The sequence below is a fragment of the Glaciimonas sp. CA11.2 genome, from assembly GCF_034314045.1.
GTDB lineage: Bacteria > Pseudomonadota > Gammaproteobacteria > Burkholderiales > Burkholderiaceae_D > Glaciimonas.
The window spans coordinates 3,831,124-3,855,734 of the sequence record NZ_JAVIWL010000001.1 but is presented as its reverse complement, the minus strand read 5'-3'; the positions used below and the strand labels follow the sequence as shown (position 1 = coordinate 3,855,734).

Sequence of the window (24,611 nt, the reverse complement as noted above, 5' to 3'; positions counted from 1 at the left end):
CACTCTGATTCGGAATCAATTTTAAGGAAAATCATATGTTTAAACTCATCAGCGCAACACCTAGTCCATACGCACGTAAGGTACGCATTGCATTGGCCGAAAAAAAGATACCTTTCGAACTGATCACCGAAATTCCATGGCATGACACAACCAGTACCCCGCGCTACAATCCATTGGAAAAGCTCCCGGTATTGATTCTTGAGGACGGATCTGGCGTCTATGAATCAAGCTATATTCTGGAATATCTGGAGTTGAAATATCCTCAAATACCGCTACTGCCACAGGATATCGATGAACGGCTTATTGCGCGAAAACTGGAGGTGCTATGCGATGGCATATGCGATGCGGTTGTGCTCACGCTGTTCGAGAAAACACGTGAAGGTGGCGGAAGCCCAGAATGGCTTGCGCGTCAGCGTCGAAAAATTGAGGGTGGTTTGGCTGAGATGGCTAAAATTGTTGGCTCACGGAATGTCGCAGTAGGTGAACATTTTGGACTTGGCGACATTGCTGTTGGTACGGCTGTCGGCTATCTCTCGGTACGCTTTCAGGAACTGCCGTGGCGCACGCTGTATCCAGAGCTTGCATTATTTAATGATCGGCTTGACTTGCGACCATCGTTTAAGGATTCGGTCCCTTATGCGCAAACCATTACGGCTAAAATTATGTAGGATGTCTTCTTGCAACACTCGCGCACTCATATAGAGTAAAAAATATTACTCAGCGACAAGCCTGATGTATACAAATAGTACAGCCATTAAAATAGCACCACTTTACGCTATTCAGCACGGTGCTATTCTATTCTTAGACTCTAGTTGTATACGATCACGCGTCGGCGATTATTTTTGATATGGATATCCGATAGCGCTACGTGGCCCTAATCTCCCGCATCCCGTATTTTATTGAGTGCGTCGTCAATCCGCTCGACACCGATCACGGTTAAACCTTCGATTTTATGTTTCGGTACATTCGATTTTGGAATGACCGCAATCGAAAATCCTAATTTTGCTGCTTCACGCAAGCGTTCCTGCCCCCGTGGCGCTGGCCGAATTTCACCGGCTAGTCCAACTTCACCAAAGACAACTAAACCACGCGGTAGCGGCTTATTGCGCATGGATGAATTAATCGCCAGCAATACCGCCAGATCAGCCGCCGGTTCAGTAATTTTTACGCCACCGACCGCATTGATAAACACATCCTGATCAAATGCAGCAATCCCGGCGTGACGATGCAAAACTGCCAGTAACATGGCGAGTCTGTTTTGGTCAAGACCGACCGACAGACGACGTGCGTTGGGCGCATGCGATGCATCGACCAGCGCCTGAATTTCAACAAGCAAAGGGCGTGTTCCTTCCTGCGTGACCATCACACAGGAACCGGCCACAGCGACATCGTGTTGCGAGAGAAATAATGCGGAAGGATTAGACACGCCCTTCAGCCCTTTTTCGGTCATTGCAAAAACACCTAACTCATTGACCGCACCAAATCGATTTTTGACAGCGCGCACCAGACGGAAGCTGGAATGGGTATCGCCCTCGAAATACAGGACGGTATCGACGATATGCTCCAAAACGCGCGGTCCCGCTAATGCGCCCTCTTTTGTCACATGACCGACCATGATGATGGTGATGCCGGTCTGCTTGGCAACGCGGGTTAACTGCGCTGCGCATTCACGCACTTGCGCGACCGAACCGGGCGCAGAAGACAGAGCGTCGGAGTAGACGGTCTGAATCGAATCGATCACCACCACTTCTGGCTTGTGCTCAACCAAGGTGCTGAGAATTTTTTCTAACTGAATTTCTGCCTGTAATTTAAGGTCTTTGGCGTCTACCGCCAGCCGTTTGCCGCGCATGGCAATTTGCGCACCCGACTCTTCGCCGCTGACGTACAGCACTTTTTTGACACGAGAGAGATTTGCCAGCGCCTGCAATAGCAACGTCGACTTACCGATACCGGGATCGCCGCCGATTAATACTACGCCGCCAGCCACCAAACCGCCGCCCAGCACGCGATCAAACTCTTCGATTCCTGTGCCAAAACGTGGGATATCAATCGCATCGATATCCGACAAACTGACTACCGGCGCGGTCTGTGCCAAGCCTTGATGCTGAATTGAAAACCGATTGCTGCCGGATTCGACGATGGTTTCGACCAACGTGTTCCACTGTCCGCAGGCTGGACATTGCCCAGTCCATTTGTTAGCAACGCCGCCGCATTCGGTGCAGGTGTAATTGGTTTTTGCTTTGGCCATAAGGATCGGAATCGTTTCTATAAAAAAGGGACAAACCAGAGCGCGACCATGGCTAAGAAAGGCGACAATCTCAACTTGGTGCAACGCTTAATAATGTTCGGTAAGCGGAACGTTTAATAACAGTGGTCTCGTTGAGGCCACTCCAAAACATATTTAATATGGCTCGGAAAATATGAGGTGAAACGATGGAAATAAAGAACAAAACAGCTAAGTCACAAACTAAGTCACCAAAAGCCGATGCTGATTGAGGAATATTGCTGACACCACGGGCTGGTAAGCATACAAACTAAATTTAACATTAACACACGCTAAAACAAACCTTACTCAGGTGCATCAACAGTCATCCTCAATCCTTACATTGCTCCTTCAATCGCCCATCGCTTCAGATCTCGATAAATCGAACGCGCGGTGCAACAGCGCAGAGTAACTCATAACCGATAGTACCGGCCGCGTGTGCGACCTCATCAACGGATAGCGCACTTCCCCACAGCACCACTTCGCTACCCACATGCGCACCCGGTACGTTCGTGAGATCGACCGAGAACATGTCCATCGATACCCGTCCGACGGTGCTAGTCCGAACACCATCCACGATCACTGGCGTACCGGTTGGTGCATGACGCGGGTATCCGTCGGCATAACCGCAGGCAACGACACCTACAATCATCGGTTCGTCCGCAACAAAACGGCTGCCGTAGCCGATCGCTTCTCCGACGGCAACTTTCTGCATACCGATAATCCTGCTAGTCAACGTCATCGCAGCGCGCAGACCGAACGATTCTGCGGTTCCACCACCCGGCGTTGCGCCGTATAACATGACGCCGGGCCGAACCCAATCAGAGCGTAACTCGGGGTGCATCAAATCGGCGGCTGAATTGGCCACACTATGATCGCCCGGAAGGTCGGCAATTCCGCGCTCAAAACGGGCGAGCTGCTGTTCTAACGGCAGTCCGGGGTTAAAGGGATCGTCGGCATTAGCGAGATGGGTCATTAACGTGATGCTGCCAATTTCCGGCATTGCACGCAGACGTTGGTATGCCGCACGGAAAGCTTCGGGCGCAAAACCGAGACGGTTCATGCCGCTATTCATTTTAAGATGAATCGATAACTTGTAAGGCACTTGTTGCTTTGGCAATGCATGCTCCAGTAATGCAATTTGCTCATCACAATGGACGGTGGTTTCTAGTTTTGCGCTGATAACAAGATCGAGGTCATCCGCATCAAAGAATCCTTCCAATAATAATATCGGCTTTTTCCAGCCAAGTTCACGCAGCTGCACTGCATAATCCGGCTCAATTAAGGCTAGTCCGTCGGCTTCGGCAAAGGCGCGCACTCCCCGCTCCAGACCGTGACCGTAGGCATTTGCTTTAACGACTGCCCAGACTTTGGCGTGCGGCGCACGCGCTTTGGCGATGCGCAAATTATGTTGTAAGGCTGAAATATCAACGCTGGCAAGAATAGGCCTTGGCATAAGAATGGCTGTCTCATGAAAATGTGATTGACTGCCTATTTTACCGGATGCCAAGGCAACACGAATCCTCCATTTTTTATTCAAGGAAATAACTTAAAGTCAAACAATAGACGGGCAAATCGGTGCATTAATGTTGGCCCAACGTTGGACCAACGTTCTTTACAAGCAAATTGGAATACAAGCTTGCCTTAAACTTGGGCGAGCGATATTTTCATGGTATAAAGCATGCCGGGGACACTAAGAACAACATTTTTAAGATGCGAATGAATCGCGGTTTTTACACCATCATGGCGGCGCAGTTTTTTTCTTCGCTGGCTGACAACGCCCTGCTTATAGCGGCGATAGCATTATTGATTGAAATGTCGTCACCGACCTGGATGACGCCGTTACTCAAATTGTTTTTTGTCTTGTCTTACGTCGTTTTAGCGCCTTTTGTCGGCGCGTTCGCCGATTCACTGCCCAAAGGGCGCGTGATGTTCGTGACCAATTTAATCAAAATTTTCGGTTGCGTGATGATGTTTTTCAGCATCCATCCATTACTTTCCTATGCAATGGTGGGCTTCGGTGCCGCAGCATATTCCCCTGCTAAATACGGTATTCTGACCGAATTGTTACCGGCAGAAAAACTGGTAGCCGCAAATGGCTGGATTGAAGGTTTAACGGTCTCATCCATCATTCTTGGCACAGTAATGGGTGGCGCGCTGGTCAATCCGCATGTCTCGGCGGTACTTTTGACGCTGCATGTGCCGATCCTTAACTGGAGTCCGAATACGCCAACTCAGGCGGCACTTAGCGTGATCGCTGGCCTTTACATTGTAGCCACCATCTTTAATCTGAAAATTCCGGATACAGGCGTGCGTTATCCGCATCAGGAGCGCAATCCAATCAAACTGGTCGCTGACTTTGCCCGCTGCAATGCCACGCTCTGGAAAGATAAACTGGGACAAATTTCTCTCGCTGTCACCACGTTGTTTTGGGGCGCGGGTGCCACGCTGCAATTCATCGTGCTGAAATGGGCGGAGAAGTCACTTCATATGCCCCTTGATAAAGCGGCAATTTTACAAGGCGTCGTTGCAGTAGGCGTTGCTATCGGGGCCGTGGCGGCCGCCCGCTTTGTCCCACTAAAGAAGTCGCTGTCCGTGATGCCGATGGGCATCGTCATGGGCTTGGTTGTCATGTCAATGACACTTGTTCACTCAATTTGGGTGGCCTATCCGTTATTAGTGCTGATTGGTGCGCTTTCTGGCTACTTTGTAGTGCCAATGAACGCCTTGCTCCAGCATCGTGGTCACGTCCTGATGAGCGCCGGCCACTCGATCGCAGTACAAAATTACAATGAGAACTTGTCAGTATTAACCATGTTGGTACTGTATGCAGTAATGGTAAAACTAGATTTGAACGTCAATCTGGTCATCATCATGTTTGGTGTCTTTGTATCCGGCACCATGTTTTTGGTGATGCGCAAACATTCTGCCAATCAACGAGAGCATGATTCGCTGGCTTTGATCGGTGAGCACAAACATTGAGGCGCTGATTGATTCTCTGAATATGATTCTTTGAATAGATTGAGTTGTACGTGAAGGGATTGAATTGTAGAAGTGGGACGTTTACCCATCTACTCCGGTTTTACAAATCGTTCATAACAGCTTGATGCCAACGGAGTCAGGACTTAAGTGCAACCTTCACCGTCGCCAGTCTTCGCGTCGTTGCAGCTCGCGTCGCCCAATCGTCTGGCACGATAAATCCCCTTCTGCTCTCTAATCCCTCGTTATCGCAGACCCGTAAAGTTGCCAGTAATACCGGTCCGCTGTCCTGATTAAAATGCAACAACAGGGCATTACTTAGCTCAGCAGCAGTTAACGTATCTGTAAGAGACGCCTTTGCAGGTGCCAACCAGCGTTGTTTCGGCAGAATCAGATAACGAAAGTTGTCATCAATCACAAGCTGCGACCACGCGCACCAATAACCACGGCAATGTCCAGCCGAAACACCTAGCCCAGTGGGAACAATGAATCCATCATGTTGATAAAACAGCCAACCGTTGATTAGGGCCAGAGCAGAAACTACTGGTTCGGTTAAATACGCTTTAGCCACTGGATTCTGCGACAACATCAATTGGCGACTAAGAATTTTCTGGATTTTTTGGCCTAACGAATCTGTGAGATTAGGGCCAATAAAATCATCGGCCACTAAATTACCGTCTACCGTTTCCAGCAGATAAAATTTGGTAGCAAATTCCCAATGGACTAAGCCGGATGGCTGCCGTAAAAGAAAGTCAAATTCACCGACGGTAGATCCTTTTTCGGTTCTGACCTGCAACCCATGGGCGACCAATATTTCTTGTTGCTGAAAATAAAATGCCATTAACTTTTCTGCATACAGTCCCAGCCGCGTGGATGAAAGAGTATCCATAAAAGCATGTAAAACCTGAAGCTTTTCGGGCTTGCTATCCAGCGCCTCAAGCCATGTCGCCCAGCGTTGATTTACTTTAAGATTGCCATCATCCGCGCCTCCAATGTGGGCAATCTTGCCCTGCCATTGCGGTGCCTGAGTATTCAGTAAATCGGGAGAATCAAGCAACCAGGCGAGCGCTCTGACGTGGTGATCATTGAGGTGGTTCCAGCGCTGATGAAACTGGCCCTGAAAGGCATCCCGATAATCCGAGGAGGCCTGCGGAAAGGTTGTAGACGCGCTATGGCTATTCGAGAACGGGTGCATGACAGGTCGTCGCGAGGCACAAATCGCTCCACACTTTTGCTTTATCTGCTGGCTTACGCAATAAATAGGCGGGATGATAAGTCACCACCAACGGCAATCCAGCATAACGATGTATCGTCCCACGCAATGAGGCGACCAGCGTTGACGGATCTAATGCCAACAGTGCCAGCGCCGCTGTTTTACCTAAAGCGACCAAAACAGTGGGCTCGATAAGCGCAATCTGCCGCTGGAGATGCGGCAGACATGCGGCGATTTCTTCGGCTGACGGTGATCGGTCATGACCTTCATCATTGGTAGGGCGACATTTGACGATATTAGCGATGTAGGCATTCTCGCCGCGCTTGACACCTATCGCTAAAAGCATATTGTCGAGCAATTTGCCAGCCGGGCCGACAAATGGCTCGCCAACTTGATCTTCGGACTGACCCGGTCCCTCTCCAATGAATAGCCATTTGGCGCGTTCGTCACCGACACCAAATACCGTATGCGCACGACCGTGGCACAAACCGCAGCGGGTGCATTCACTCACTGCAGCCTTAAGTTGCCGCCAATCCATTCCAGCGATATCGGCTAGAACCGTGTCGGAGTCGGTCGCAATATTCTGCGGAATTTGCTGCAATGGATCGAATGTAGTCGGCGCTGTAGATATCGGCAACGATGTCTCTTCCCAGGCTGACATTAAATCGTCTGCTTCAGCTTGGGCACCAGGCGCTTGCGCTGCTGGCAGCGCAAGCGCTGGAGTTAATATTATAGCAACATTATCAACAAATTCCGCCTTTAGGATCGCAGGCGCCAGAGCAACTATTGTACCAACAGGAGCATTCGCAATCTCGGCTATCAAGACCTCTGGCTGGGTTACCAGTTGCACAATCTCAGCGTGACGTCGCACCCACAAAGGACCGACACCGCACTCGTCAAGAAAAATAGCACGCCGCGTCGAGGTATTCATAACGGCAACCTCATGACGATGGCGTCTTCACGTTGATTACCAGCAGCGGGATAATACGATGGCCGCCGGCCAATCTCGATGAAACCAAAGCGCTGATAAATGACGATAGCGCGGGGATTGGATGGTCGCACTTCCAGAAGCACTGACGCCATAGCGTGTTCTCGTGCCAGCAGCGCGACCTTATCAAGTAACTGCATACCAATACCACGCCCCTGATAATTGGCGTGGACACTGATGTTTAATAAATGTGCTTCATCCACAACGTACATCATAAAAAAATAGCCAAGCAATTCTTGATTGGCATCGCGTAGTGTCCAGCATTGATAACCATGCGCGATGGAATCAACAAAATTACCATGCGTCCATGGATGCGAATACACCCGATTTTCGATTTCGACCACTTCCTCCAAGTCATCAATTGACATGGGCATGAAAGAAAATGGCGATAGTAAAGTATCGTTACTTTTATCGTTACTTTTATCGTTACTTATTGGTCCCAGGCTCGCACTCATACTGCCACCTTGGCAGCGCGTTCTGCTGTAGTAAAAGCCACTTTATTGCGAAGATAAAGCGGCTGTGCCTCAACCGCTGGCAGACCTAGACCTTGTTCAAATGCCTTTAAACCAAGCCGTGCGATTTGCCGCGCATGTGGCATGAGTCCAGGCTGTGCATTTGCGGCAAATGGGGCCGCAGCAAACAGTTCGGCGTAAGCCGACAATCCATTGCCACACGCCAGTAGTGCCGATGGCGTATTTAGCACCAACGTATCTAACGGTAATACGTGTGCGGGTGCGGAAAGCGTTGGCTCAACAACAATCTCCCATGCATCATTGGTATAGCGATACTGTGCCCAGTAAACCTCGCCCATGCGGGCATCCAGAATACTCAGCACTTCATTGGCACCAACTGCCTCCTGACAAGCTTGCGCCATGGCGGCCAAAGTGACTATCGGCAATACCGGCAGGGCAGCGCCAAACGCCAGCCCCTGAACAATACCGCAAGCAGTCCGAACCCCGGTAAACGAACCGGGGCCGATACCGAATGCCAGCGCATCACATTGCGCCAGGCTGATACCGGCTTCAGCCAGCAGGCTTTGTACCATGGGTAAAATGGTGTGGGAATGGGTTTGAACGCCGGCGGATTCACGGCTAAATACCTGACCATCGCGCAGTAGCGCAGCGGAGGCAAGTTCGGTTGAAGTTTCGATGGCTAGAATAATCGGCATAGCCACTATTTTACCGCGCCAGACCGATCCAGCGCAGTTTCAATCGATGGTTCTCATCGCGACATTGAATAAATTTTGCCTGTACACCACTCTTACGCCTCAGAAGCCGTTTTGAACACCCCAAGAAAAGTCTAGTCACGGTAAAATAGAGTAATGCCTGTCCTGATTATTGATAACGAAAATCGCCCCCAACTTGCTCAGATTCTGGCTGATGACGGCTGGGTGGTCGCTTGCCTTTGCGCTGCATGGTGTGGGAGTTGTCGTGAATATCAAATAAACTTTACGGCATTGGCGCACCGCCACCCTGATACGCGATTTGTTTGGATTGATATTGAGGATCAAGCCGATCTTATGGATGATCTTGACGTGGATGATTTTCCGACATTGCTGATTCAGCGTGGTCAAGTCGTCACATTTCTTGGTCCCGTCGAACTCGACCTGCGGTTAGCTGAACGTATATTCTTGGCGCAACATAAAAAATCACCAGCCGATCTGGCCGCTGAAGCTCACAGCACCGCCGAACGACGTCATTGGCAAAGCAATGGCAATTTGGTATTACGGCTTCAAAACGCTGTTGCAAAAAAAAACCTCTCCTAAGCTCGTTGCGGACTATCGCGTCAGCGCCTTAACTTAGGTTTCAGATGGTGTAAATATCAAAATATGCGGTTATGGCCCTCGAAACAGGAAATTTTTGAGTCCCGTTTAGCATCGAACCATTAAGCCTAATAAATCCTGCCGCTAATTTTGAGCGCGTCCTAAAACAATATTACCCCGCCAACCAGGGATCGCGATCTGGATACGGAAATTCAGCCATCATAAAGTCAACAAAACTGCGGACTTTTGCTGACAATAACCGTCTACTCGGATACACCAATTGCACCGAAACCTTGCTGATGGGATGATCCGCCAGGACCCGTACCAGACTCCCTGTTCGCAGATCATCGCCGAGCGAATACGAACTGCGCATCGCAATTCCCATTCCGGCAAGAGCGCAATGACGCAACAAGTCAGCATTATTCGACATCACCTTGCTCGTAATCGGTACAGTCGAGACCCCATCTGGCGAGTGGAAACTCCAATGATGGCGGAGATGCTCTAAAGAGAAATTGAGGCACGCATGGTGCTGAAGATCTTCGGGTAGTTGAGGACTACCGTGTTTGCGCAGATAATCGGGCGAAGCACATAACAATACTTCGGCAATCCCCAATTGGCGGGCTACCATGCTGACGTCGAACTTCTGAAATACCGTAAAAATACCAACATCGAAACCTTCTTCGACCAAATCGACCGTACGATCCGACATTGTGACGTCAAGCGCGACATCTGGGTATTGCATAGAATATTTGGGTAATAAGCGGGTTAATTGCAATTGCCCAAAGCTAATTTGAGAATAGATATTTAAGGTTCCTGCAGGCCTTTTGGATACTGCTGAAGCAACCGCATCAGCTTCGTCTATCTCGGCAAGTATGCTGCGTACGCGCTCCAAATAAGCTTGCCCGGTTTCGGTCAATGACATTCGACGTGTTGATCGATTCAATAAACGCGTGCCGAGATGGTTTTCCAAATCAGCAACGTGACGGGTAACGACCGCATTGGACAGCTCCATAACTTTGGCCGCGCCAACAAAACTACCCTGCTCCACCACTTTTGAAAATACCCGCATTGACTGTAGGCGATCCATATTTTTATGCATCCTTTATGAGATTTACTACATTTTAAGTCATCTAAATCTGGTGTTTACTCAATCTAACTATCTACCTGTGCGTGCATTTTTTTATCATCAGGTACGTCAAAAATGTTACCAATACCAAATGGGGCTCCATGAGCTGACTTTTAAGCAAAAAACCAAATCATTCATTAAACGCTTAGCCGCAACGGCAAATCACGCAGACGCTTACCGGTTAACGCAAATACTGCATTCGCTACGGCAGGCGCGATGGGTGGCACTCCCGGCTCACCAACACCTTGCGGCGCTTCAAGGCTAGGCATAATCACCGTTTCAATCACTGGCACCTGATGTATTCGCAAGACCGCGTAATCATTGAAATTTTGCTGTACCACTTCGCCATTCTTTATTGTCACCTCGCCGAGTAGCGCCGCACTCAAACCAAAGACGACAGCCGACTCCATCTGCTGGACGATAATATTGGTATTCACCGCGAGACCACAATCGATTACGCACACTACTTTATGCACTTTAATATTTGGTATCTGATCATTCTCAATCGAAATTTCAGCCACCTGCGCCACGATACTCCCAAATGACTGATGTAACGCGATACCGTGAGCACGACCAGCGACCGGTTGACCCGCCCGTACCAAAGCCACTTCCAGAACAGCACGATGACGCGGATGAGTTTTTAATAGATTTAGTCGAAACTGTGCGGGATGAACAGCCGCTGCATACGCCAACTCATCAATAAAACTCTCTTTAAAAAAAGCGTTATGTGAGTGCCCGACCGAACGCCAATTTCCTAACGGGACGGCGCTGGGAACAATGACATGCGCGATCTCCTGATGCGGAATTTCATATTGCATATCGAACTCTCCTTCTGCCGCCGCCCTATCCGGCCCGATCAAAGGAAATCCCAAATTGCGACGTACAAACTGCTGCGTGACAGAGCCGCTGGCAGATTTATTTTTATACCAAAGTATCTGGCCTGTAGTATCGAGCGCCGCCGAAAAATGGGCGACTGCGGCAGGCCGATAAACATCATGCGTCATGTCATCTTCGCGCGTCCAGATCATTTGCACAGGTTTACCATCGGCCTGCTTCGCAATCGCGACCGCCTGCACAATCATGTCAATTTCCAGACGCCGCCCAAAACCACCTCCCAAATACAGTTCGGTGATGGTCACATCCTCGATCTTGACACCTGCGAGCTTAGCGGCACTAGCGACCGCCATGCTCGGCACTTGAGTCGACACCCACAAATTGACTGTGCCATCTTTGACCTGCGCCGTGCAGTTGACTGGCTCCATTGTTGCGTGCGCAAGGAAGGGTGCAGAGTACATCGCCTCCACCGTATGCAACGCCGCTTCTCTATTTGTGTCAGAAATCAGGCCACCGGTACGGTGATAGATATGTCCTGATTCTGTGGCTAATTTTTCTCTTAATTCCCGAAAAATGGCGGCAGTGGACAGTACCCGATTCTCAGCGTCGTCCCAGGTAAGCCGCAATTTTTCCGCACCCTGTTTTGCTTGCCAAAAAGTTTTTGCGATAACGGCAACACCGGCTGCGGCCCCAAAGTGAGGAAGAATTACTGATGAAAAATCGACCGTTTTAATCACGCCTGGTGTGCGCAACGTTTCCGACGCGTCAAATTGTCGCAGTCGCGCTCCGATCACGGGCGCCATCTTGACTGCTGCAAATAGCAAATCAGGTGGTCGAGCGTCAATCCCAAAAATCGCCTTTCCGTTGATCTTGCAAGCGGTATCGCGCCGCGCCTGAGGCTGCCCGATTAATGTAAAATCCTCCACACGCTTGAGCGATACATTGCTCGGCGTCATCGCAGCAGCCCTCGCTGCCAGACTGCCATAACTGGCACGCCGTCCATTAGCATGACTCACCACCCCGTCGGCGGTAGTGCACTCGGTGGATGCTACCTGCCATTCTTGTGCTGCCGCCTGTATCAACATGGCACGCGCAGTCGCACCAGCCTCGCGCATCGGTTGCCATGCATCCCGCACGCTGCTTGAGCCACCGGTCAAGACGATACCCATTTCACTACCAACTTTAGTCATCAGCCATTGCGCACTGAGTTTTAATAACCCATCATCATCTGGATGAAAAGGTAACATCTCGGAAAAAAGGGCGACGTTACCAAATATACGGTCCAACGGCGCTTGCTCTATACGGACCATGCTAAGTGGCACATCCAGCTCTTCTGCGATTAGCATTGGTAGCGCGGTATGGACTCCTTGGCCCATTTCACAGCGTGCTATTGCCACAGTAACCATTCCGTCCGGGGCGATCTTGAGCCAGCCGTTCAATGCTATCTCACCACTCTTTGTCCGCATCGGAAGATGACTATTCAAGCGTTGTCGCGGCGGCATGACACCCCATCCGAGGATAAATGCCGCAGTCACACCAGCGCCTATACCTATCCCGCTCAGCAGGAAGCGACGCCGCGATTTTTTATGGGCTTGCACTGATCGGTCTTCCTTGTGATTTCAAACGCAATTTCAGGTTTGATTTGAAGATTGCTACTTGGCAGATGCATATCGTCATATTCTGTCAAATTAGTTTGCTGCGACGTCGGAAAGCTATCTTGGCGAAGGCACGTTAATAGCGTAAAAGACCGTCAACGTAAAAAGACTATCGTCACCAGTCCGAGCGCTACCAATGTCAATGCCAGCGAGAGTGTGGCAATCCAATTGGCACGTCGCACCTTGTTGTGCGTTGTCGATAAAGTCTGTTCGAGCGCAGAAATGGATGATTGTAATTGTTCGGCAAGTGCCTTGGCGTTTTGAATATTCTGCAAGGAGGCATTTTGCAATTCAGCTACTTGCTGTTGCAAAATCTCTATCTGGCTACTTTCGCTCCCACCTTTACGTTTCGTAAAAGCTGGCTTGGCGGCTGTAATAATGTCACCAAGATAAGGAAGAATAGCCTTTGCTACGGGTAACCATGCCGCCATATTTTTCTCCTTATATTGTCAAATATTGATAACGATGCTCCTATTCTGGCATTAAAAAATATGGGCGTCACTAGGTGTAAAGTCGCCATGATGCAGTAAACGTCCCGCCGCAATCGTGATAGTTTGCCGACATTGCACCGCGATGGACGTGTCGTGCGTGACAAGCACCAGAGTCGAACCGCGCTCCTGATTGAGATCAAACATCAGTTGTATCACCGCGTCGCCGGTAGCGGCATCGAGACTGCCAGTCGGTTCGTCAGCAAACAAAAGCGGTGGTTCTGTGACAAAAGCGCGGGCTAACGCCACTCGCTGCTGCTCGCCGCCGGACAAGTATTTTGGGTAATGACGCAAGCGACTTGCCAATCCAACGCGCCCGAGCATAATCTCAGCTTTTTCTTTAGCGCTGGGATCGCCATGCAGTTCTAATGGCAGCATGACATTTTCCAAGGCATTCAAATGCGTCAACAATTGAAAGGATTGAAACACGAAACCGAGCTTTTTCTTGCGTACTCCAGCACGACCATCCTCATCCAGCGCAAAAATATCTACGCCATCAATGAGGACTGTTCCACTTGATGGGGTATCAAGACCAGCCAACAATCCCAGCAAAGTTGACTTGCCGGAGCCGGAAGCGCCGACAATTGCCAGCGTCGTCCCAGCCTGAACGGTAAAATTGATGTCATTCAGAATCACAAGTTCTCCACTAGCGTCAGCTACCCGTTTGGTCAGGTTTTGCGCAACTATCGAAAAATCGGTGCTGGACATGGTAGCTTGTAGATCAGATGAATTAATCGAAGAGGATAGTGGCATGCGGATTATCAGTCAAAAATGTGGAAACGTTATTCGGGACGGGCGCGCGCAAGCATTATTACCGCCAGATCGACCGACAAAACTTAACGGCATCCGCGAAATCAGCGGTATAAGCAGTATCAACGGTATCAATAGCTTCAATGCCTTAGAGCAAGCATTAAAACATAAGGCAATAAAACAGTTAAAACTTATTGCCTGGCAATCCAATATCTTACGACGCAGCGTTTTAGCAATCATCACGCTCAGTGCATTTGCTTCAAGTGGAGGAAACATTGCATCAGCAGCAACGAGCGACCATTCTGCATCAAAATCGGTTCTGGTGTTGGGTGACAGTCTATCAGCTGAATATGGCTTGGCCCGCGGCACCGGTTGGGTGGCACTTCTACAAAAACGCCTTAAGACTGAAAACATCCCTATCGACGTGATCAATGCCAGTATCAGCGGCGATACCACAAGCGGTGGCAACGCCCGCTTACCAGCACTGCTGAAGCAGCGCCCCAATATCGTGATCATTGAACTTGGTGCAAATGATGCATTACGCGGCCTTCAATTAAAGGCGACAGAATCAAACTTACTCGCAATGATAGCAGCGGCACAAAAAGTAAATGCAAAAATCCTGCTAATCGGAATGCGCATACCACCCAACTATGGGCCCGACTATACAAACAAATTTTTCGCACTATATTCAACCTTAGCCAAGCAGACTAAAGTCCCTTTAGTGCCATTTTTGCTGGAAGGCGTTGCCAATAAACCGGAGTGGTTTCAAGCGGACCGCATGCACCCGACAGCGGAAGCACACCTAACCATCCTGAACAACGTTTGGCCGAAATTACAACCCTTAATGAAAGCAACGCTCTCCTCAGCAAAATAATCGATGCTGATTTCCTGGAATCGCCGGCGATCGAGATTTGTTTTTAAAGGCATCTTCCCAAGATAAGATCACTGGCTGACAACTTCTCTTCGGAGCGGGAAGAGAACTGGTTATAAGACGGGTAACGCAAAATAAAAAAGCCACTCGAAAGTGGCTTTTTAAATATTATTAGTCTACTAAACGAAGTGTTATTTCGACGCCAAATTATCATCAACAGGCGCGCTGGCGACGATAGGTTTGAGTATCTTTGCCTTAGCCTTTTTCTTCAGCACTTCAACGTAAGCACTCATTTCCTGCTGAGCTAATGCGGACGAAATTTGTTTTTGCTCTGACTGTCGACGTGCCTGGTCTATCGTCGCTGGCTGCGCTACTTTGCCAATACGATAGATGGCATAGCCTTGGCCGGGTAATGAAACACCAACGAAAGCAGGCAACTTACTTACGTCCGCTTTCATTACTGCATCAAATACGTTGGGAGCAACACCTTGCTGATTCGCGCGCGAAACCGTCTTAGCCACTGCAAATCCGGCCGTATCGTCTTTTACCTTCAGAGCCGCAAATTTGGCAGCGCCGGCCTTTTCAGCAAGTTCGACTTCGGCAGCCTGGATGACCTTAGTGCGAACCAATTCCTTAACGTCTTCAAACGCTTGTTTTGTGACTGGCTTATAGCTGATCACATGTCCAGCGATCAGCGTGCTTGGCGCAACTTCAATCGCAGCAGTATTACGCTTATTTTTTACAGAACCGTCTGCAAACAAGGCTGTGAGAAATTTCTCATTGTTGTACAGCACTGTTGGTGCAAGTGCCGGATTCGGATGACGGCCCACATTCGACACAGTCTGGATCGACAATTTTAATTTATCAGCAGCAGGCTGCAAGCTATTTGCCTGCTCATAGACAGTGTCATTAAACGCATCTGCCATCTCTGCAAATTTCTTGGTTGCCAGTTGTTTTTTAATTTCAGCGGATATCTCGTCCTTGACTTGCGCCAACGGTTTCACTTCGGCTGGCTTAATGCCCGTCAACTGAATGATGTGATAGCCAAAATCAGACTCAACAACATTACTAATCTCACCTTGTTTGAGTTTCAACGCAGCATCTGAAAATGGCTTGACCATCATACCGTCACCGAAATAACCCAAATCTCCACCATGTTCCGCAGAAGCAGTATCTTGAGAATTTTCTTTTGCCAGCTTAGCGAATTCTGCAGGATCCTTACGCAATTGGGCCAGCAGGCTTTCAGCTTTTGTTTTAGCAACCGCTTTATCCGCAGCAGAAGCGTCTTTGTTAGTTGTAATCAAAATATGACTCGCACGACGCTGCTCTTGCGTCGAATAGCGCGCCAGATTTTGCTCGTAATACGATTTTACATCTGCGTCATTAACTGTCACTTGCGCCGCTACGGCAGCGCTATCCAGGACAATATATTCCGCTTTCACTTGTTCAGGAATTTCAAACTGTTGACCATTCTTGTCGTAATAAGCCTTCAGCATCTCATCGGTTACTTTGACCTGCGAGGCATAATCTGCAGTCTTAAATAACAACTCTTGCGTGTCACGCTCTTGATCGCTTATATTGGAGAACCGTAACGCCAGCGACTTTGGAGCGAATGCAGTGGACTCAATTGCGCCAGCCAACTGTTGCAACGCCAAATCCTGACGAAGCCCCGCTTCATACATTTTCGGCACCGTCCCTTGCGCAGCCAACAGCGAGCGATATTTCTCGTTGTCAAACTTGCCGTCAGCACCGTGCAATTCTGGAATGCCCAGTAGTGTTTGTTGCAGCGTCAGGTCGGACACCATCAGGTGCTCCCGGGCTACCGCAGCCAACTGTGCACGTTGCGCAATCAGATTCTCCAAAACACCTTGCTTGGCTTGTGGCGTATCAAACATTTTGGCATCGAATTGCGCGCCGAACATTTGTCGCATGCGATCCATTTGCTGCCGTTGGGCCGCATCAAGCTCTTGCTGCGTAATTGATTGGCCAGCCACTTTTGCCACGGCATTAGCACTGTCGCCAAAGCTTGTATAGCTCTGCAGACCAACAAGCGCGAAGGAAGGAATAATCAACAGCAGAAGCATGAACTGCATCAGGCGTTGATGGGAGCGAATAAACTCAAACATAGTCAGCCAATCAAAGACAAGTTGCTAAAATGACTAGCAGATACGAAAAAAGGCGAACTCTCGTTCGCCTTTTTAATTCTGGCGGAGTGGACGGGACTCGAACCCGCGACCCCCGGCGTGACAGGCCGGTATTCTAACCAGCTGAACTACCACTCCTAAAACTACCTGTTGGAAAAAATTCTCCAAAGTTGAATACAACTATTTTTGTCTGACTATATTGGTGGGTGCTGAGAGGCTCGAACTCCCGACCTACGCCTTGTAAGGGCGCCGCTCTACCAACTGAGCTAAGCACCCTACGCTTCATATTCAAACCACTTGTGATTTAAAACTGAGGGCCAAGCTAGTCAAACATTTGACGTATGTCACCACGCCAAAGAACATTAGTTTACAGCATCTTTCAACGCTTTGCCAGGCTTAAATTTAGGAACTTTGGCAGCCTTAATTTTAATCGCCTCTCCGGTACGCGGATTTCGCCCGCTCCGTGCCGCACGTTTGCCAACTGAAAAAGTACCAAATCCGACTAACGTAACAGTGCCATTCTTTTTGAGAGTCGCTTTAACTGCGCCGATCAATGCATCCACAGCGCGTGACGATGCGGCTTTTGAAATTTCTGCCGATGTAGCAATATGCTCGATTAGATCAGTTTTGTTCAATTAAGTCCCCCTCAAAAGGTTTAAATTCGGAATGAGATTTTTTTAGTCGAAGCTTTTGCCAGGACCAAATATCGTCTTATAAATGAAGACACCACCCTGCATATTAAACAAGCGTGCAAGCGGCATGTCAAGCAGTTTGCCCAACCTTACCGCTTAACGCACAAAGCTTAACACTTCCCATAAGAGTCACTGACAACCTAAAAAAGGTTACAATTTTTGGCAAAAAAAAACGCTCTGATGAGCGTTTTTTCTGACCATTAATCACTTTACCAATCACCCAAAAGACCAGCAACGAAAGCTTAACTACCACTCATTCTCCACTTTCGTTATCTGGCTTTTGACGAGACTAATTGCAAATTAATGTTTAACTACTGTCGTATCGGTCTTTTCACCAGCTTTGGCGACGGCAGCATCAACTACTGACTCGTCCTCAGCGAGTGGCACCGGTTGACGCTCCAGAGCGACTTCCAGTACTTTATCAAACCAGCGCACCGGTACTATTTCCAACTTATTTTTTATATTGTCAGGGATTTCTGCAAGATCCTTAACGTTTTGCTCTGGAATCAATACCGTCTTGATGCCGCCACGATGCGCTGCCAACAACTTTTCTTTCAAACCACCGATTGGCAATACCTCACCACGCAACGTAATCTCACCAGTCATTGCAACATCAGCCCGCACCGGAATTCCGGTAAAGATCGATACCAGAGCGGTAGCCATCCCAATACCTGCGGAAGGTCCGTCTTTCGGTGTTGCACCTTCAGGCACGTGAATATGAATATCGGTTTTCTCGAACGCCTCGTTCTTGATACCGAGCTTCTTGGCCCGACTGCGCACGACCGTACGAGCGGCCTCAATGGACTCTTTCATTACGTCACCGAGTGTGCCGGTGCGGATGATCGCGCCCTTGCCTTGCATCGCCACCGCTTCAATCGTCAGCAATTCACCACCGACTTCAGTCCATGCCAATCCAACAACTTGACCAACCTGATTTTCTTTTTCCGCAACACCAAAATCGTAGCGACGAACTCCGAGGAATTTGTCGATATTTTTTGATGTGATGGCAACTTTTTTCTCCTGCTTTTTCAGCAGCAGAAGTTTCACTACCTTACGGCAAATCTTGGAGATTTCACGTTCCAGAGAGCGGACGCCTGCCTCTCTTGTGTAATAACGGATGATGTCGCGAATAGCGCTTTCAGCGACGCTAATTTCATCGATCTTCAAGCCATTATTCTTGATTTGTTTAGGCAGCAAGTAGCGCAATGCAATGTTAGCTTTTTCATCCTCGGTATATCCCGACAAACGAATCACCTCCATCCTATCCAGCAATGCCGGTGGAATGTTGAATGAGTTCGATGTCGCGACAAACATCACATCCGACAAATCAAAATCGACTTCGATGTAGTGATCCGAAAACGTATGATTCTGTTCAGGATCCAGTACTTCAAGCAATGCCGACGATGGATCGCCGCGGAAGTCCATACCAAGCTTGTCAATTTCATCAAGCAAGAATAAAGGATTACGCACGCCAACCTTTGCCAGACTTTGCAAAATCTTGCCAGGCATCGAACCAATATAAGTCCGGCGATGACCGCGAATTTCAGCCTCGTCACGCACACCGCCCAGCGCCATACGCACAAATTTACGATTAGTCGCACGAGCGATTGATTGACCCAACGAAGTTTTACCAACGCCAGGAGGACCTACAAAACATAAAATAGGGGCTTTTAGTTTGTCAACGCGTTGCTGCACGGCGAGGTATTCCAGAATACGTTCTTTGACCTTATCCAGGCCATAGTGATCGCCTTCCAGTACTTTTTCGGCATTACCCAACTCGTTGTTGACCTTGGATTTTTTCTTCCAAGGCAAACCAACCAGCGTATCAATATAGTTACGCACGACTGTTGCTTCGGCCGACATTGGCGACATTAGCTTCAATTTTTTCAGTTCGCTCTGGGCTTTTTCCAGTGCTTCTTTCGGCATCTTGGCAGAAACTATTTTCTTTTCCAGTTCCTCCAGATCAGCACCTTCTTCGCCTTCACCAAGTTCTTTTTGAATAGCTTTTACTTGCTCATTCAAATAGTACTCACGTTGCGATTTTTCCATCTGACGTTTCACACGTCCACGAATCCGCTTTTCAACCTGAAGGATATCCAATTCACCTTCGAGCTGTCCTAACAAATGTTCGTAGCGTTTACCGACATTGAAAATTTCCAGAATGACTTGCTTTTGTTCAAGCTTAAGCGGCAAGTGCGCGGCGATAGTATCTGCCAAACGACCGGCATCATCTATTCCTGCCAGTGAAGTCAAAATTTCTGGCGGGATTTTTTTATTCAGTTTTACGTACTGATCGAACTGCTGGACGATGGCGCGGCGCATCGCCTCGACCTCAGCTTCATCGCCCGACTCCGATTCAACTGGCGTCAGATCCGCAACGAAATGGGTATCGAGTTCACTAATGCGATGAATGCGTGCGCGTTGCGCACCTTCCACTAACACCTTGACGGTGCCATCGGGAAGTTTCAACATCTGCAAAATATTGGCGACGCAACCAATTTCATAAATATCGTCAGCCGACGGTTCATCTTTTGCGGCAGCCTTTTGAGCTGCCAACATGATGCTCTTGCCCTGTTCCATTGCGGCCTCAAGCGCCTTTATGGATTTTGGGCGACCGACAAACAGAGGAATCACCATATGCGGGAATACCACTACATCCCGTAAGGGCAATAGCGGCAACCGGGTTTGTTCAGTAACTGTAGAAGTTGTCATGGCGAGCCCTATCAAAGAAACTTATTATTGATGTTGGCACGAGTAGCCTAAACACAAGCCCTAGTTGAAACAAAAAATCTTCATACTATTTGCGTGAGGCAATAAAAAAGCCACACGCGAAGTTACCTTCGGGTGGCTTTACGATTGAAGCCAAATATTTTCTATGTAGAAATTGTACTTCTTTTGGTAAAAAAACGGGGTTTTTTGCCCGTTTTTTACTTAGATTTACAAATTTATGACTTTGCGCCAGAAACCTTCGGCTGATCATGGTAAATCATCAACGGTTTGGCGCCGTGTGTGATGCTATTTTCATCTATCACGACTTTTGACACATTCTTATGACTTGGCAAGTCATACATCACATCAAGCAGCGCGTGCTCCAGAATCGACCGTAAGCCTCGAGCACCAGTTTTGCGTGCCAAAGCCTTCTTAGCTATCGCTTGAAGTGCAGCTGGCCGGATATCCAGTTCGGCACCCTCCATTTGCAACAGCTTCGCATATTGCTTGATCAATGCATTCTTCGGCTCAACCAAAATCTGAATTAAGGCCGCCTCATTAAGCTCCGTCAAAGTCGCGATAACTGGCAAACGACCAACAAGTTCAGGAATAAGTCCGAAACGTGTCAAGTCTTCTGGCTCAGCGTCGAGTAATACTTCGCTCGACGTGCGCTGAGTCTGACTCTTTACATTTGCCGAAAAACCAATGCCGCTCTTTTCAGACCGTTCTGAAATAATTTTGGTCAGGCCGTCAAAAGCCCCACCGCAAATAAACAGAATATTTGTTGTATCAACTTGAACAAAGTCTTGATTTGGATGCTTGCGTCCGCCCTGCGGAGGGACCGAAGCCATCGTACCTTCAATCAGCTTCAACAAGGCTTGTTGGACGCCCTCGCCGGAGACGTCACGCGTAATTGATGGGTTATCCGACTTACGGGTAATCTTATCGATTTCATCGATATAGACGATACCCTTTTGCGCTTTTTCAACCTCATAATTGCAATTTTGCAGCAATTTTTGAATGATATTTTCAACATCTTCGCCGACATAACCAGCTTCGGTTAGCGTCGTTGCGTCAGCAATCACAAACGGTACATTTAATGTACGCGCCAATGTTTGTGCCAGCAAAGTCTTTCCGGAACCAGTCGGTCCCACTAGCAAAATATTACTTTTTGCCAGCTCGATATCGTCTTTTTTGCCCAGATGCTTAAGGCGTTTGTAATGGTTGTACACCGCGACCGCCAGAATCCGCTTGGCGGTTTCCTGACCGATCACGTATTGGTCGAGCAAATCGCAGATTTCTTGAGGAATCGGCAGTTCTGACTTCTGACCATCCAACGTTTCGACGCTTGATGCCTCGTCACGAATAATGTCATTACATAGGTCAATACACTCGTCGCACACGAAGACCGATGGTCCCGCAATGAGTTTTTTTACCTCGTGCTGGCTTTTCCCGCAGAAGGAACAATAAAGCAGTTTTTCGCCGCTGGAAGTTTTTTTATCAGACATAGGGCAATGTTTAAGCGATCATCAGTAAAGGTTGTCCGCGAGGTAATAGCGGTGTCAGACTACGACTAAATTAGCTATAAATAGGCTATAGCTCAGCTATAACTCGGCGTCCACGTGACATTAAATTGATATTACCTGCGAAACACCGCCTCGTCACGGCACAGACCAATTTAAATGACAGTCACGCCATTTTTTCTTAAAGGGATAAATCACATCAGAAAGAAAAAAACGCCCGACCCAATGGGGTTCGGGCGCTTTGTATCACGCCCAACTATCAGGCGCGCGTCGTAAGAACTTTATCAATCAGACCATATTCTACTGCGGCATCTGACGACATAAAATTGTCACGATCAGTATCTTTACCAATTTGCTCAATGGTTCTGCCGGTTTTTTCAGCCAGAATACCGTTCAGACGTTCGCGTAAATACAGAATTTCCCGCGCCTGAATTTCGATATCTGATGCTTGCCCCTGAGCGCCACCCAAAGGTTGATGAATCATAATACGGGAATTAGGCAACGAAAAACGCTTGCCTTTGGCACCAGCGGCCAGCAAAAAGGCACCCATCGATGCAGCCATACCAGTGCATAACGTCGAGACGTCAGGCTTGATAAATTGCATCGTATCGAAAATCGCCATACCAGCCGACACCGATCCACCAGGCGAATTGATGTAAAGAGAAATATCCTTTTCTGGATTTTCGCTCTCGAGGAAAAGTAATTGTGCAACGATAAGATTGGCCGTCTGATCATTGACCGGTCCAACCAGAAATATCACACGCTCACGCAGCAGGCGTGAATAAATATCGTATGAACGCTCGCCACGACCGCTTTGCTCAACCACGATAGGCACCATGCCGAGCATGTCAGTGTCTAGCGCTGAATTACGATGAAAGCCTGTCATATTCTTCCTTATTGAAACGCAATCAGAGCCTGCTCAGATTACACCACCCTATTTTCGCAGAATTTTGAATAGCGCGTTATTTCTGCTCAGGCCCATAAAAGCCCACTAGGCTTAGCAAGGCTTGATTATGCTTGTTGTCCGTTGTTACCCATCAGTTCATCGAACGGGACCGATTTTTCAGTCACTTTCGATTTACTTAAGACGTAATTGACGACGTTTTCTTCTAATACAAGTGCTTCGACTTCGGCCAGACGGCTACGATCGCTGAAATAATATTTCAGGACTTCTTTTGGATCTTCGTAGCTTTGAGCGAAATCTTCAACTTGCGCTTTAACTTGCTCAGCGCTTGCTTGCAATTGGTTTTCTTTCACTACGTCGGCCAGAATCAAGCCCAGACGCACGCGACGCTCAGCCTGGGCCGCGAACAGCTCAGGAGGAAACGGCATGTTCTTAGTGTCCATACCGCGTTGCGACATGTCTTGACGGGTCATTTCAACCAATCGTTGAACGTCTTGATCGATCAATGACTTCGGTACGTCCAGTTCACTGACTTTGATCAACGCGTCCATCACGCTGTCTTTATTCTTCGCTTTAACGCGAGCACCAACTTCACGCTCCAGGTTGAGCTTGATATCTGCACGCATTTTTGTCAGATCGCCATCTTCCATGCCCAGCGATTTAGCGAAATCTGTATCGACTTCCGGTAGGTGCGCCCATTCCAGTTTCTTCAGCGTGATAGTGAATTCTGCAGTTTTTCCAGCAACGTCTTTACCGTGATAATCGGCAGGAAAAGCCAATTCAAAAGTCTTTGCTTCGCCAACTTTAAGGCCGATAGTAGCGGCTTCAAATTCTGGCAACATTCGACCTTCGCCTAACACAAATGCGTAGTCATCCGCTTTTCCACCGGCAAACTCAACGCCGTCGATCTTACCGACGAAATCGACTGTTACGCGATTTTCGTTTTGCGCTGCCAGATCACTGCCACCATCGCCGTGCTCGCCTTGCTCACCTTTAACGTGGTAATGCACGCGCTGCTTACGCAAGATATTGATAGTCTTGTCGATTTCGGCGTCGCTGACTTCAGCTTTAGTCTTTTCGACTTCAACACCGCTCAAATCACCGATTTTGACTTCGGGATAGACTTCAAAAGTTGCCTCAAAAGCGATAACGCCTTCAGGTACACCTTCGCTGTTCTTAGGCTCGATGTTTGGGAAGCCGGCAACGCGCAAATTATTTTCAGTTGCAGCGTCGTTAAAAGCGCGGCCGACTTTGTCGTTCAGCACTTCATTTTCGACCTGAAAACCATATTGCGCGGCAACCATTTTCATCGGCACTTTACCAGGACGAAAACCCGGTGCCTTGGCGGTGCGTGCACGCACTTTAAGACGCTTTTCAACTTCGGTTTGAACTTCGACCATAGGAATAGTTATGGTGAGACGACGTTCAAGTTTGTTTAGAGTTTCGACTGCAATTGCCATGTGAATCGTCCAAAAATTAGAAATTCTTTGTTTTATATGTGTGACCTGAGTTAACCAAATGACCAAAAACATCTAAAAACAATGCTTTCCATCACTTAAACGGCTAAATGTTGCCATTTATACGTGGTTCTCGGCACGCTAAAGTCCGATATTCTATACGTAAAACGGTTCCTTGCGCCAAAACCGGTCACTACCCGGTCATTGTTCTGTCATTACACTAGCATCCTACGCGGCAACTCTCTTTACAGCC

The 24,611-nt window shown here is 48.4% G+C and carries 20 protein-coding genes and 2 tRNA genes; 4 read left to right on the top strand and 18 right to left on the bottom strand.

Features of this window, described 5'->3' with window-relative positions; all coding sequences use genetic code 11:
• Positions 1-35 precede the first annotated feature (35 nt).
• The gene (locus RGU75_RS16725) at positions 36-668 is read left to right on the top strand and encodes a glutathione S-transferase family protein (protein ID WP_322237882.1); all 633 of its coding nucleotides are present in this window, start codon (positions 36-38) and stop codon (positions 666-668) included.
• Between the two features lie 206 nt (positions 669-874).
• On the opposite strand, the gene radA is transcribed toward RGU75_RS16725, so the two are convergent.
• The gene (gene radA, locus RGU75_RS16720; protein ID WP_322237880.1) at positions 875-2,248 is read right to left on the bottom strand and encodes a DNA repair protein RadA; all 1,374 of its coding nucleotides are present in this window, start codon (positions 2,246-2,248) and stop codon (positions 875-877) included.
• 382 nt (positions 2,249-2,630) lie between these two features.
• The gene (gene alr / locus RGU75_RS16715) at positions 2,631-3,719 is read right to left on the bottom strand and encodes an alanine racemase (RefSeq protein WP_322237878.1); all 1,089 of its coding nucleotides are present in this window, start codon (positions 3,717-3,719) and stop codon (positions 2,631-2,633) included.
• Between the two features lie 263 nt (positions 3,720-3,982).
• Here alr and lplT point away from each other — a divergent pair, with 263 nt between their 5' ends.
• Complete coding sequence (gene lplT / locus RGU75_RS16710; protein ID WP_322237876.1) at positions 3,983-5,245, top strand: lysophospholipid transporter LplT; 1,263 nt, start codon at positions 3,983-3,985, stop codon at positions 5,243-5,245.
• Between the two features lie 136 nt (positions 5,246-5,381).
• Here the strand turns inward: lplT and RGU75_RS16705 are convergent, their stop codons facing one another.
• The 4 genes from RGU75_RS16705 to tsaB all read right to left on the bottom strand — a co-directional run bounded on the left by RGU75_RS16705 (position 5,382) and on the right by tsaB (position 8,611).
• Positions 5,382-6,437: a DUF1853 family protein gene (locus RGU75_RS16705; RefSeq protein WP_322237875.1), complete on the bottom strand. Its 1,056-nt coding sequence runs from the start codon at positions 6,435-6,437 to the stop codon at positions 5,382-5,384.
• Positions 6,418-7,386 carry a uracil-DNA glycosylase gene (locus RGU75_RS16700; RefSeq protein ID WP_322237873.1) on the bottom strand — a complete coding sequence of 323 codons (969 nt, stop codon included), beginning with the start codon at positions 7,384-7,386 and terminating at the stop codon, positions 6,418-6,420. The genes RGU75_RS16705 and RGU75_RS16700 overlap by 20 nt, the downstream gene beginning before the upstream one ends.
• Positions 7,383-7,811 carry a ribosomal protein S18-alanine N-acetyltransferase gene (gene rimI / locus RGU75_RS16695; protein ID WP_322240607.1) on the bottom strand — a complete coding sequence of 143 codons (429 nt, stop codon included), beginning with the start codon at positions 7,809-7,811 and terminating at the stop codon, positions 7,383-7,385. The genes RGU75_RS16700 and rimI overlap by 4 nt, the downstream gene beginning before the upstream one ends.
• 83 nt (positions 7,812-7,894) lie before the next feature.
• Positions 7,895-8,611 carry a tRNA (adenosine(37)-N6)-threonylcarbamoyltransferase complex dimerization subunit type 1 TsaB gene (gene tsaB / locus RGU75_RS16690; RefSeq protein ID WP_322237871.1) on the bottom strand — a complete coding sequence of 239 codons (717 nt, stop codon included), beginning with the start codon at positions 8,609-8,611 and terminating at the stop codon, positions 7,895-7,897.
• A gap of 153 nt (positions 8,612-8,764) precedes the next feature.
• On the opposite strand from tsaB, the gene RGU75_RS16685 reads away from it, so the two are divergent.
• Positions 8,765-9,208: a thioredoxin domain-containing protein gene (locus RGU75_RS16685; protein ID WP_322237869.1), complete on the top strand. Its 444-nt coding sequence runs from the start codon at positions 8,765-8,767 to the stop codon at positions 9,206-9,208.
• A gap of 169 nt (positions 9,209-9,377) precedes the next feature.
• On the opposite strand, the gene RGU75_RS16680 is transcribed toward RGU75_RS16685, so the two are convergent.
• The 4 genes from RGU75_RS16680 to RGU75_RS16665 form a co-directional block, all read right to left on the bottom strand.
• The gene (locus RGU75_RS16680; RefSeq protein ID WP_322237867.1) at positions 9,378-10,292 is read right to left on the bottom strand and encodes a LysR family transcriptional regulator; all 915 of its coding nucleotides are present in this window, start codon (positions 10,290-10,292) and stop codon (positions 9,378-9,380) included.
• Between the two features lie 176 nt (positions 10,293-10,468).
• Positions 10,469-12,667 carry a xanthine dehydrogenase family protein molybdopterin-binding subunit gene (locus RGU75_RS16675; protein ID WP_322240605.1) on the bottom strand — a complete coding sequence of 733 codons (2,199 nt, stop codon included), beginning with the start codon at positions 12,665-12,667 and terminating at the stop codon, positions 10,469-10,471.
• Between the two features lie 248 nt (positions 12,668-12,915).
• Positions 12,916-13,251, bottom strand: coding sequence for a hypothetical protein (locus RGU75_RS16670; RefSeq protein WP_322237865.1), 336 nt, complete (start codon positions 13,249-13,251; stop codon positions 12,916-12,918).
• A 51-nt stretch (positions 13,252-13,302) separates the two neighbouring features.
• Entirely contained in the window at positions 13,303-14,016 is a 714-nt protein-coding gene (locus RGU75_RS16665; protein ID WP_322240603.1) for an ABC transporter ATP-binding protein, read from the bottom strand.
• A 280-nt stretch (positions 14,017-14,296) separates the two neighbouring features.
• Here RGU75_RS16665 and RGU75_RS16660 point away from each other — a divergent pair, with 280 nt between their 5' ends.
• A complete protein-coding gene (locus RGU75_RS16660) occupies positions 14,297-14,932 on the top strand; it encodes an arylesterase (RefSeq protein WP_416186878.1) in 636 nt (211 codons plus the stop codon).
• A 188-nt stretch (positions 14,933-15,120) separates the two neighbouring features.
• Here the strand turns inward: RGU75_RS16660 and RGU75_RS16655 are convergent, their stop codons facing one another.
• The 8 genes from RGU75_RS16655 to tig all read right to left on the bottom strand — a co-directional run bounded on the left by RGU75_RS16655 (position 15,121) and on the right by tig (position 24,361).
• Positions 15,121-17,055 (bottom strand): SurA N-terminal domain-containing protein, encoded by a 1,935-nt coding sequence (locus RGU75_RS16655; RefSeq protein ID WP_322237863.1) that lies wholly within the window; start codon positions 17,053-17,055, stop codon positions 15,121-15,123.
• Positions 17,056-17,134: 79 nt separating this feature from the next.
• Positions 17,135-17,211: transfer RNA gene (locus RGU75_RS16650), tRNA-Asp, on the bottom strand.
• Between the two features lie 62 nt (positions 17,212-17,273).
• A tRNA-Val gene (locus tag RGU75_RS16645) sits at positions 17,274-17,349 on the bottom strand.
• 86 nt (positions 17,350-17,435) lie between these two features.
• Entirely contained in the window at positions 17,436-17,708 is a 273-nt protein-coding gene (locus RGU75_RS16640) for an HU family DNA-binding protein (protein ID WP_322237861.1), read from the bottom strand.
• Positions 17,709-18,065: 357 nt separating this feature from the next.
• Positions 18,066-20,477: an endopeptidase La gene (lon, locus tag RGU75_RS16635; protein ID WP_322237860.1), complete on the bottom strand. Its 2,412-nt coding sequence runs from the start codon at positions 20,475-20,477 to the stop codon at positions 18,066-18,068.
• Between the two features lie 233 nt (positions 20,478-20,710).
• Positions 20,711-21,982 (bottom strand): ATP-dependent Clp protease ATP-binding subunit ClpX, encoded by a 1,272-nt coding sequence (gene clpX, locus RGU75_RS16630; protein ID WP_322237858.1) that lies wholly within the window; start codon positions 21,980-21,982, stop codon positions 20,711-20,713.
• A 274-nt stretch (positions 21,983-22,256) separates the two neighbouring features.
• Positions 22,257-22,883, bottom strand: coding sequence for an ATP-dependent Clp endopeptidase proteolytic subunit ClpP (gene clpP / locus RGU75_RS16625; protein ID WP_322237855.1), 627 nt, complete (start codon positions 22,881-22,883; stop codon positions 22,257-22,259).
• A gap of 125 nt (positions 22,884-23,008) precedes the next feature.
• On the bottom strand, positions 23,009-24,361 hold the full coding sequence (tig, locus tag RGU75_RS16620) for a trigger factor (protein WP_322237853.1): 1,353 nt from the start codon (positions 24,359-24,361) through the stop codon (positions 23,009-23,011).
• Between the last annotated feature and the right edge of the window lie 250 nt (positions 24,362-24,611).

What these genes read in the sequence shown, in the direction of transcription:
- RGU75_RS16725 (WP_322237882.1), top strand. Translation starts at nt 36, where the DNA reads ATGTTTAAACTCATCAGCGCAACACCTAGTCCATACGCACGTAAGGTA.
- radA (WP_322237880.1), bottom strand. Translation starts at nt 2,248, where the DNA reads ATGGCCAAAGCAAAAACCAATTACACCTGCACCGAATGCGGCGGCGTT.
- alr (WP_322237878.1), bottom strand. Translation starts at nt 3,719, where the DNA reads ATGCCAAGGCCTATTCTTGCCAGCGTTGATATTTCAGCCTTACAACAT.
- lplT (WP_322237876.1), top strand. Translation starts at nt 3,983, where the DNA reads ATGAATCGCGGTTTTTACACCATCATGGCGGCGCAGTTTTTTTCTTCG.
- RGU75_RS16705 (WP_322237875.1), bottom strand. Translation starts at nt 6,437, where the DNA reads ATGCACCCGTTCTCGAATAGCCATAGCGCGTCTACAACCTTTCCGCAG.
- RGU75_RS16700 (WP_322237873.1), bottom strand. Translation starts at nt 7,386, where the DNA reads ATGAATACCTCGACGCGGCGTGCTATTTTTCTTGACGAGTGCGGTGTC.
- rimI (WP_322240607.1), bottom strand. Translation starts at nt 7,811, where the DNA reads ATGTCAATTGATGACTTGGAGGAAGTGGTCGAAATCGAAAATCGGGTG.
- tsaB (WP_322237871.1), bottom strand. Translation starts at nt 8,611, where the DNA reads ATGCCGATTATTCTAGCCATCGAAACTTCAACCGAACTTGCCTCCGCT.
- RGU75_RS16685 (WP_322237869.1), top strand. Translation starts at nt 8,765, where the DNA reads ATGCCTGTCCTGATTATTGATAACGAAAATCGCCCCCAACTTGCTCAG.
- RGU75_RS16680 (WP_322237867.1), bottom strand. Translation starts at nt 10,292, where the DNA reads ATGGATCGCCTACAGTCAATGCGGGTATTTTCAAAAGTGGTGGAGCAG.
- RGU75_RS16675 (WP_322240605.1), bottom strand. Translation starts at nt 12,667, where the DNA reads ATGCCGCCGCGACAACGCTTGAATAGTCATCTTCCGATGCGGACAAAG.
- RGU75_RS16670 (WP_322237865.1), bottom strand. Translation starts at nt 13,251, where the DNA reads ATGGCGGCATGGTTACCCGTAGCAAAGGCTATTCTTCCTTATCTTGGT.
- RGU75_RS16665 (WP_322240603.1), bottom strand. Translation starts at nt 14,016, where the DNA reads ATGTCCAGCACCGATTTTTCGATAGTTGCGCAAAACCTGACCAAACGG.
- RGU75_RS16655 (WP_322237863.1), bottom strand. Translation starts at nt 17,055, where the DNA reads ATGTTTGAGTTTATTCGCTCCCATCAACGCCTGATGCAGTTCATGCTT.
- lon (WP_322237860.1), bottom strand. Translation starts at nt 20,477, where the DNA reads ATGACAACTTCTACAGTTACTGAACAAACCCGGTTGCCGCTATTGCCC.
- clpX (WP_322237858.1), bottom strand. Translation starts at nt 21,982, where the DNA reads ATGTCTGATAAAAAAACTTCCAGCGGCGAAAAACTGCTTTATTGTTCC.
- clpP (WP_322237855.1), bottom strand. Translation starts at nt 22,883, where the DNA reads ATGACAGGCTTTCATCGTAATTCAGCGCTAGACACTGACATGCTCGGC.
- tig (WP_322237853.1), bottom strand. Translation starts at nt 24,361, where the DNA reads ATGGCAATTGCAGTCGAAACTCTAAACAAACTTGAACGTCGTCTCACC.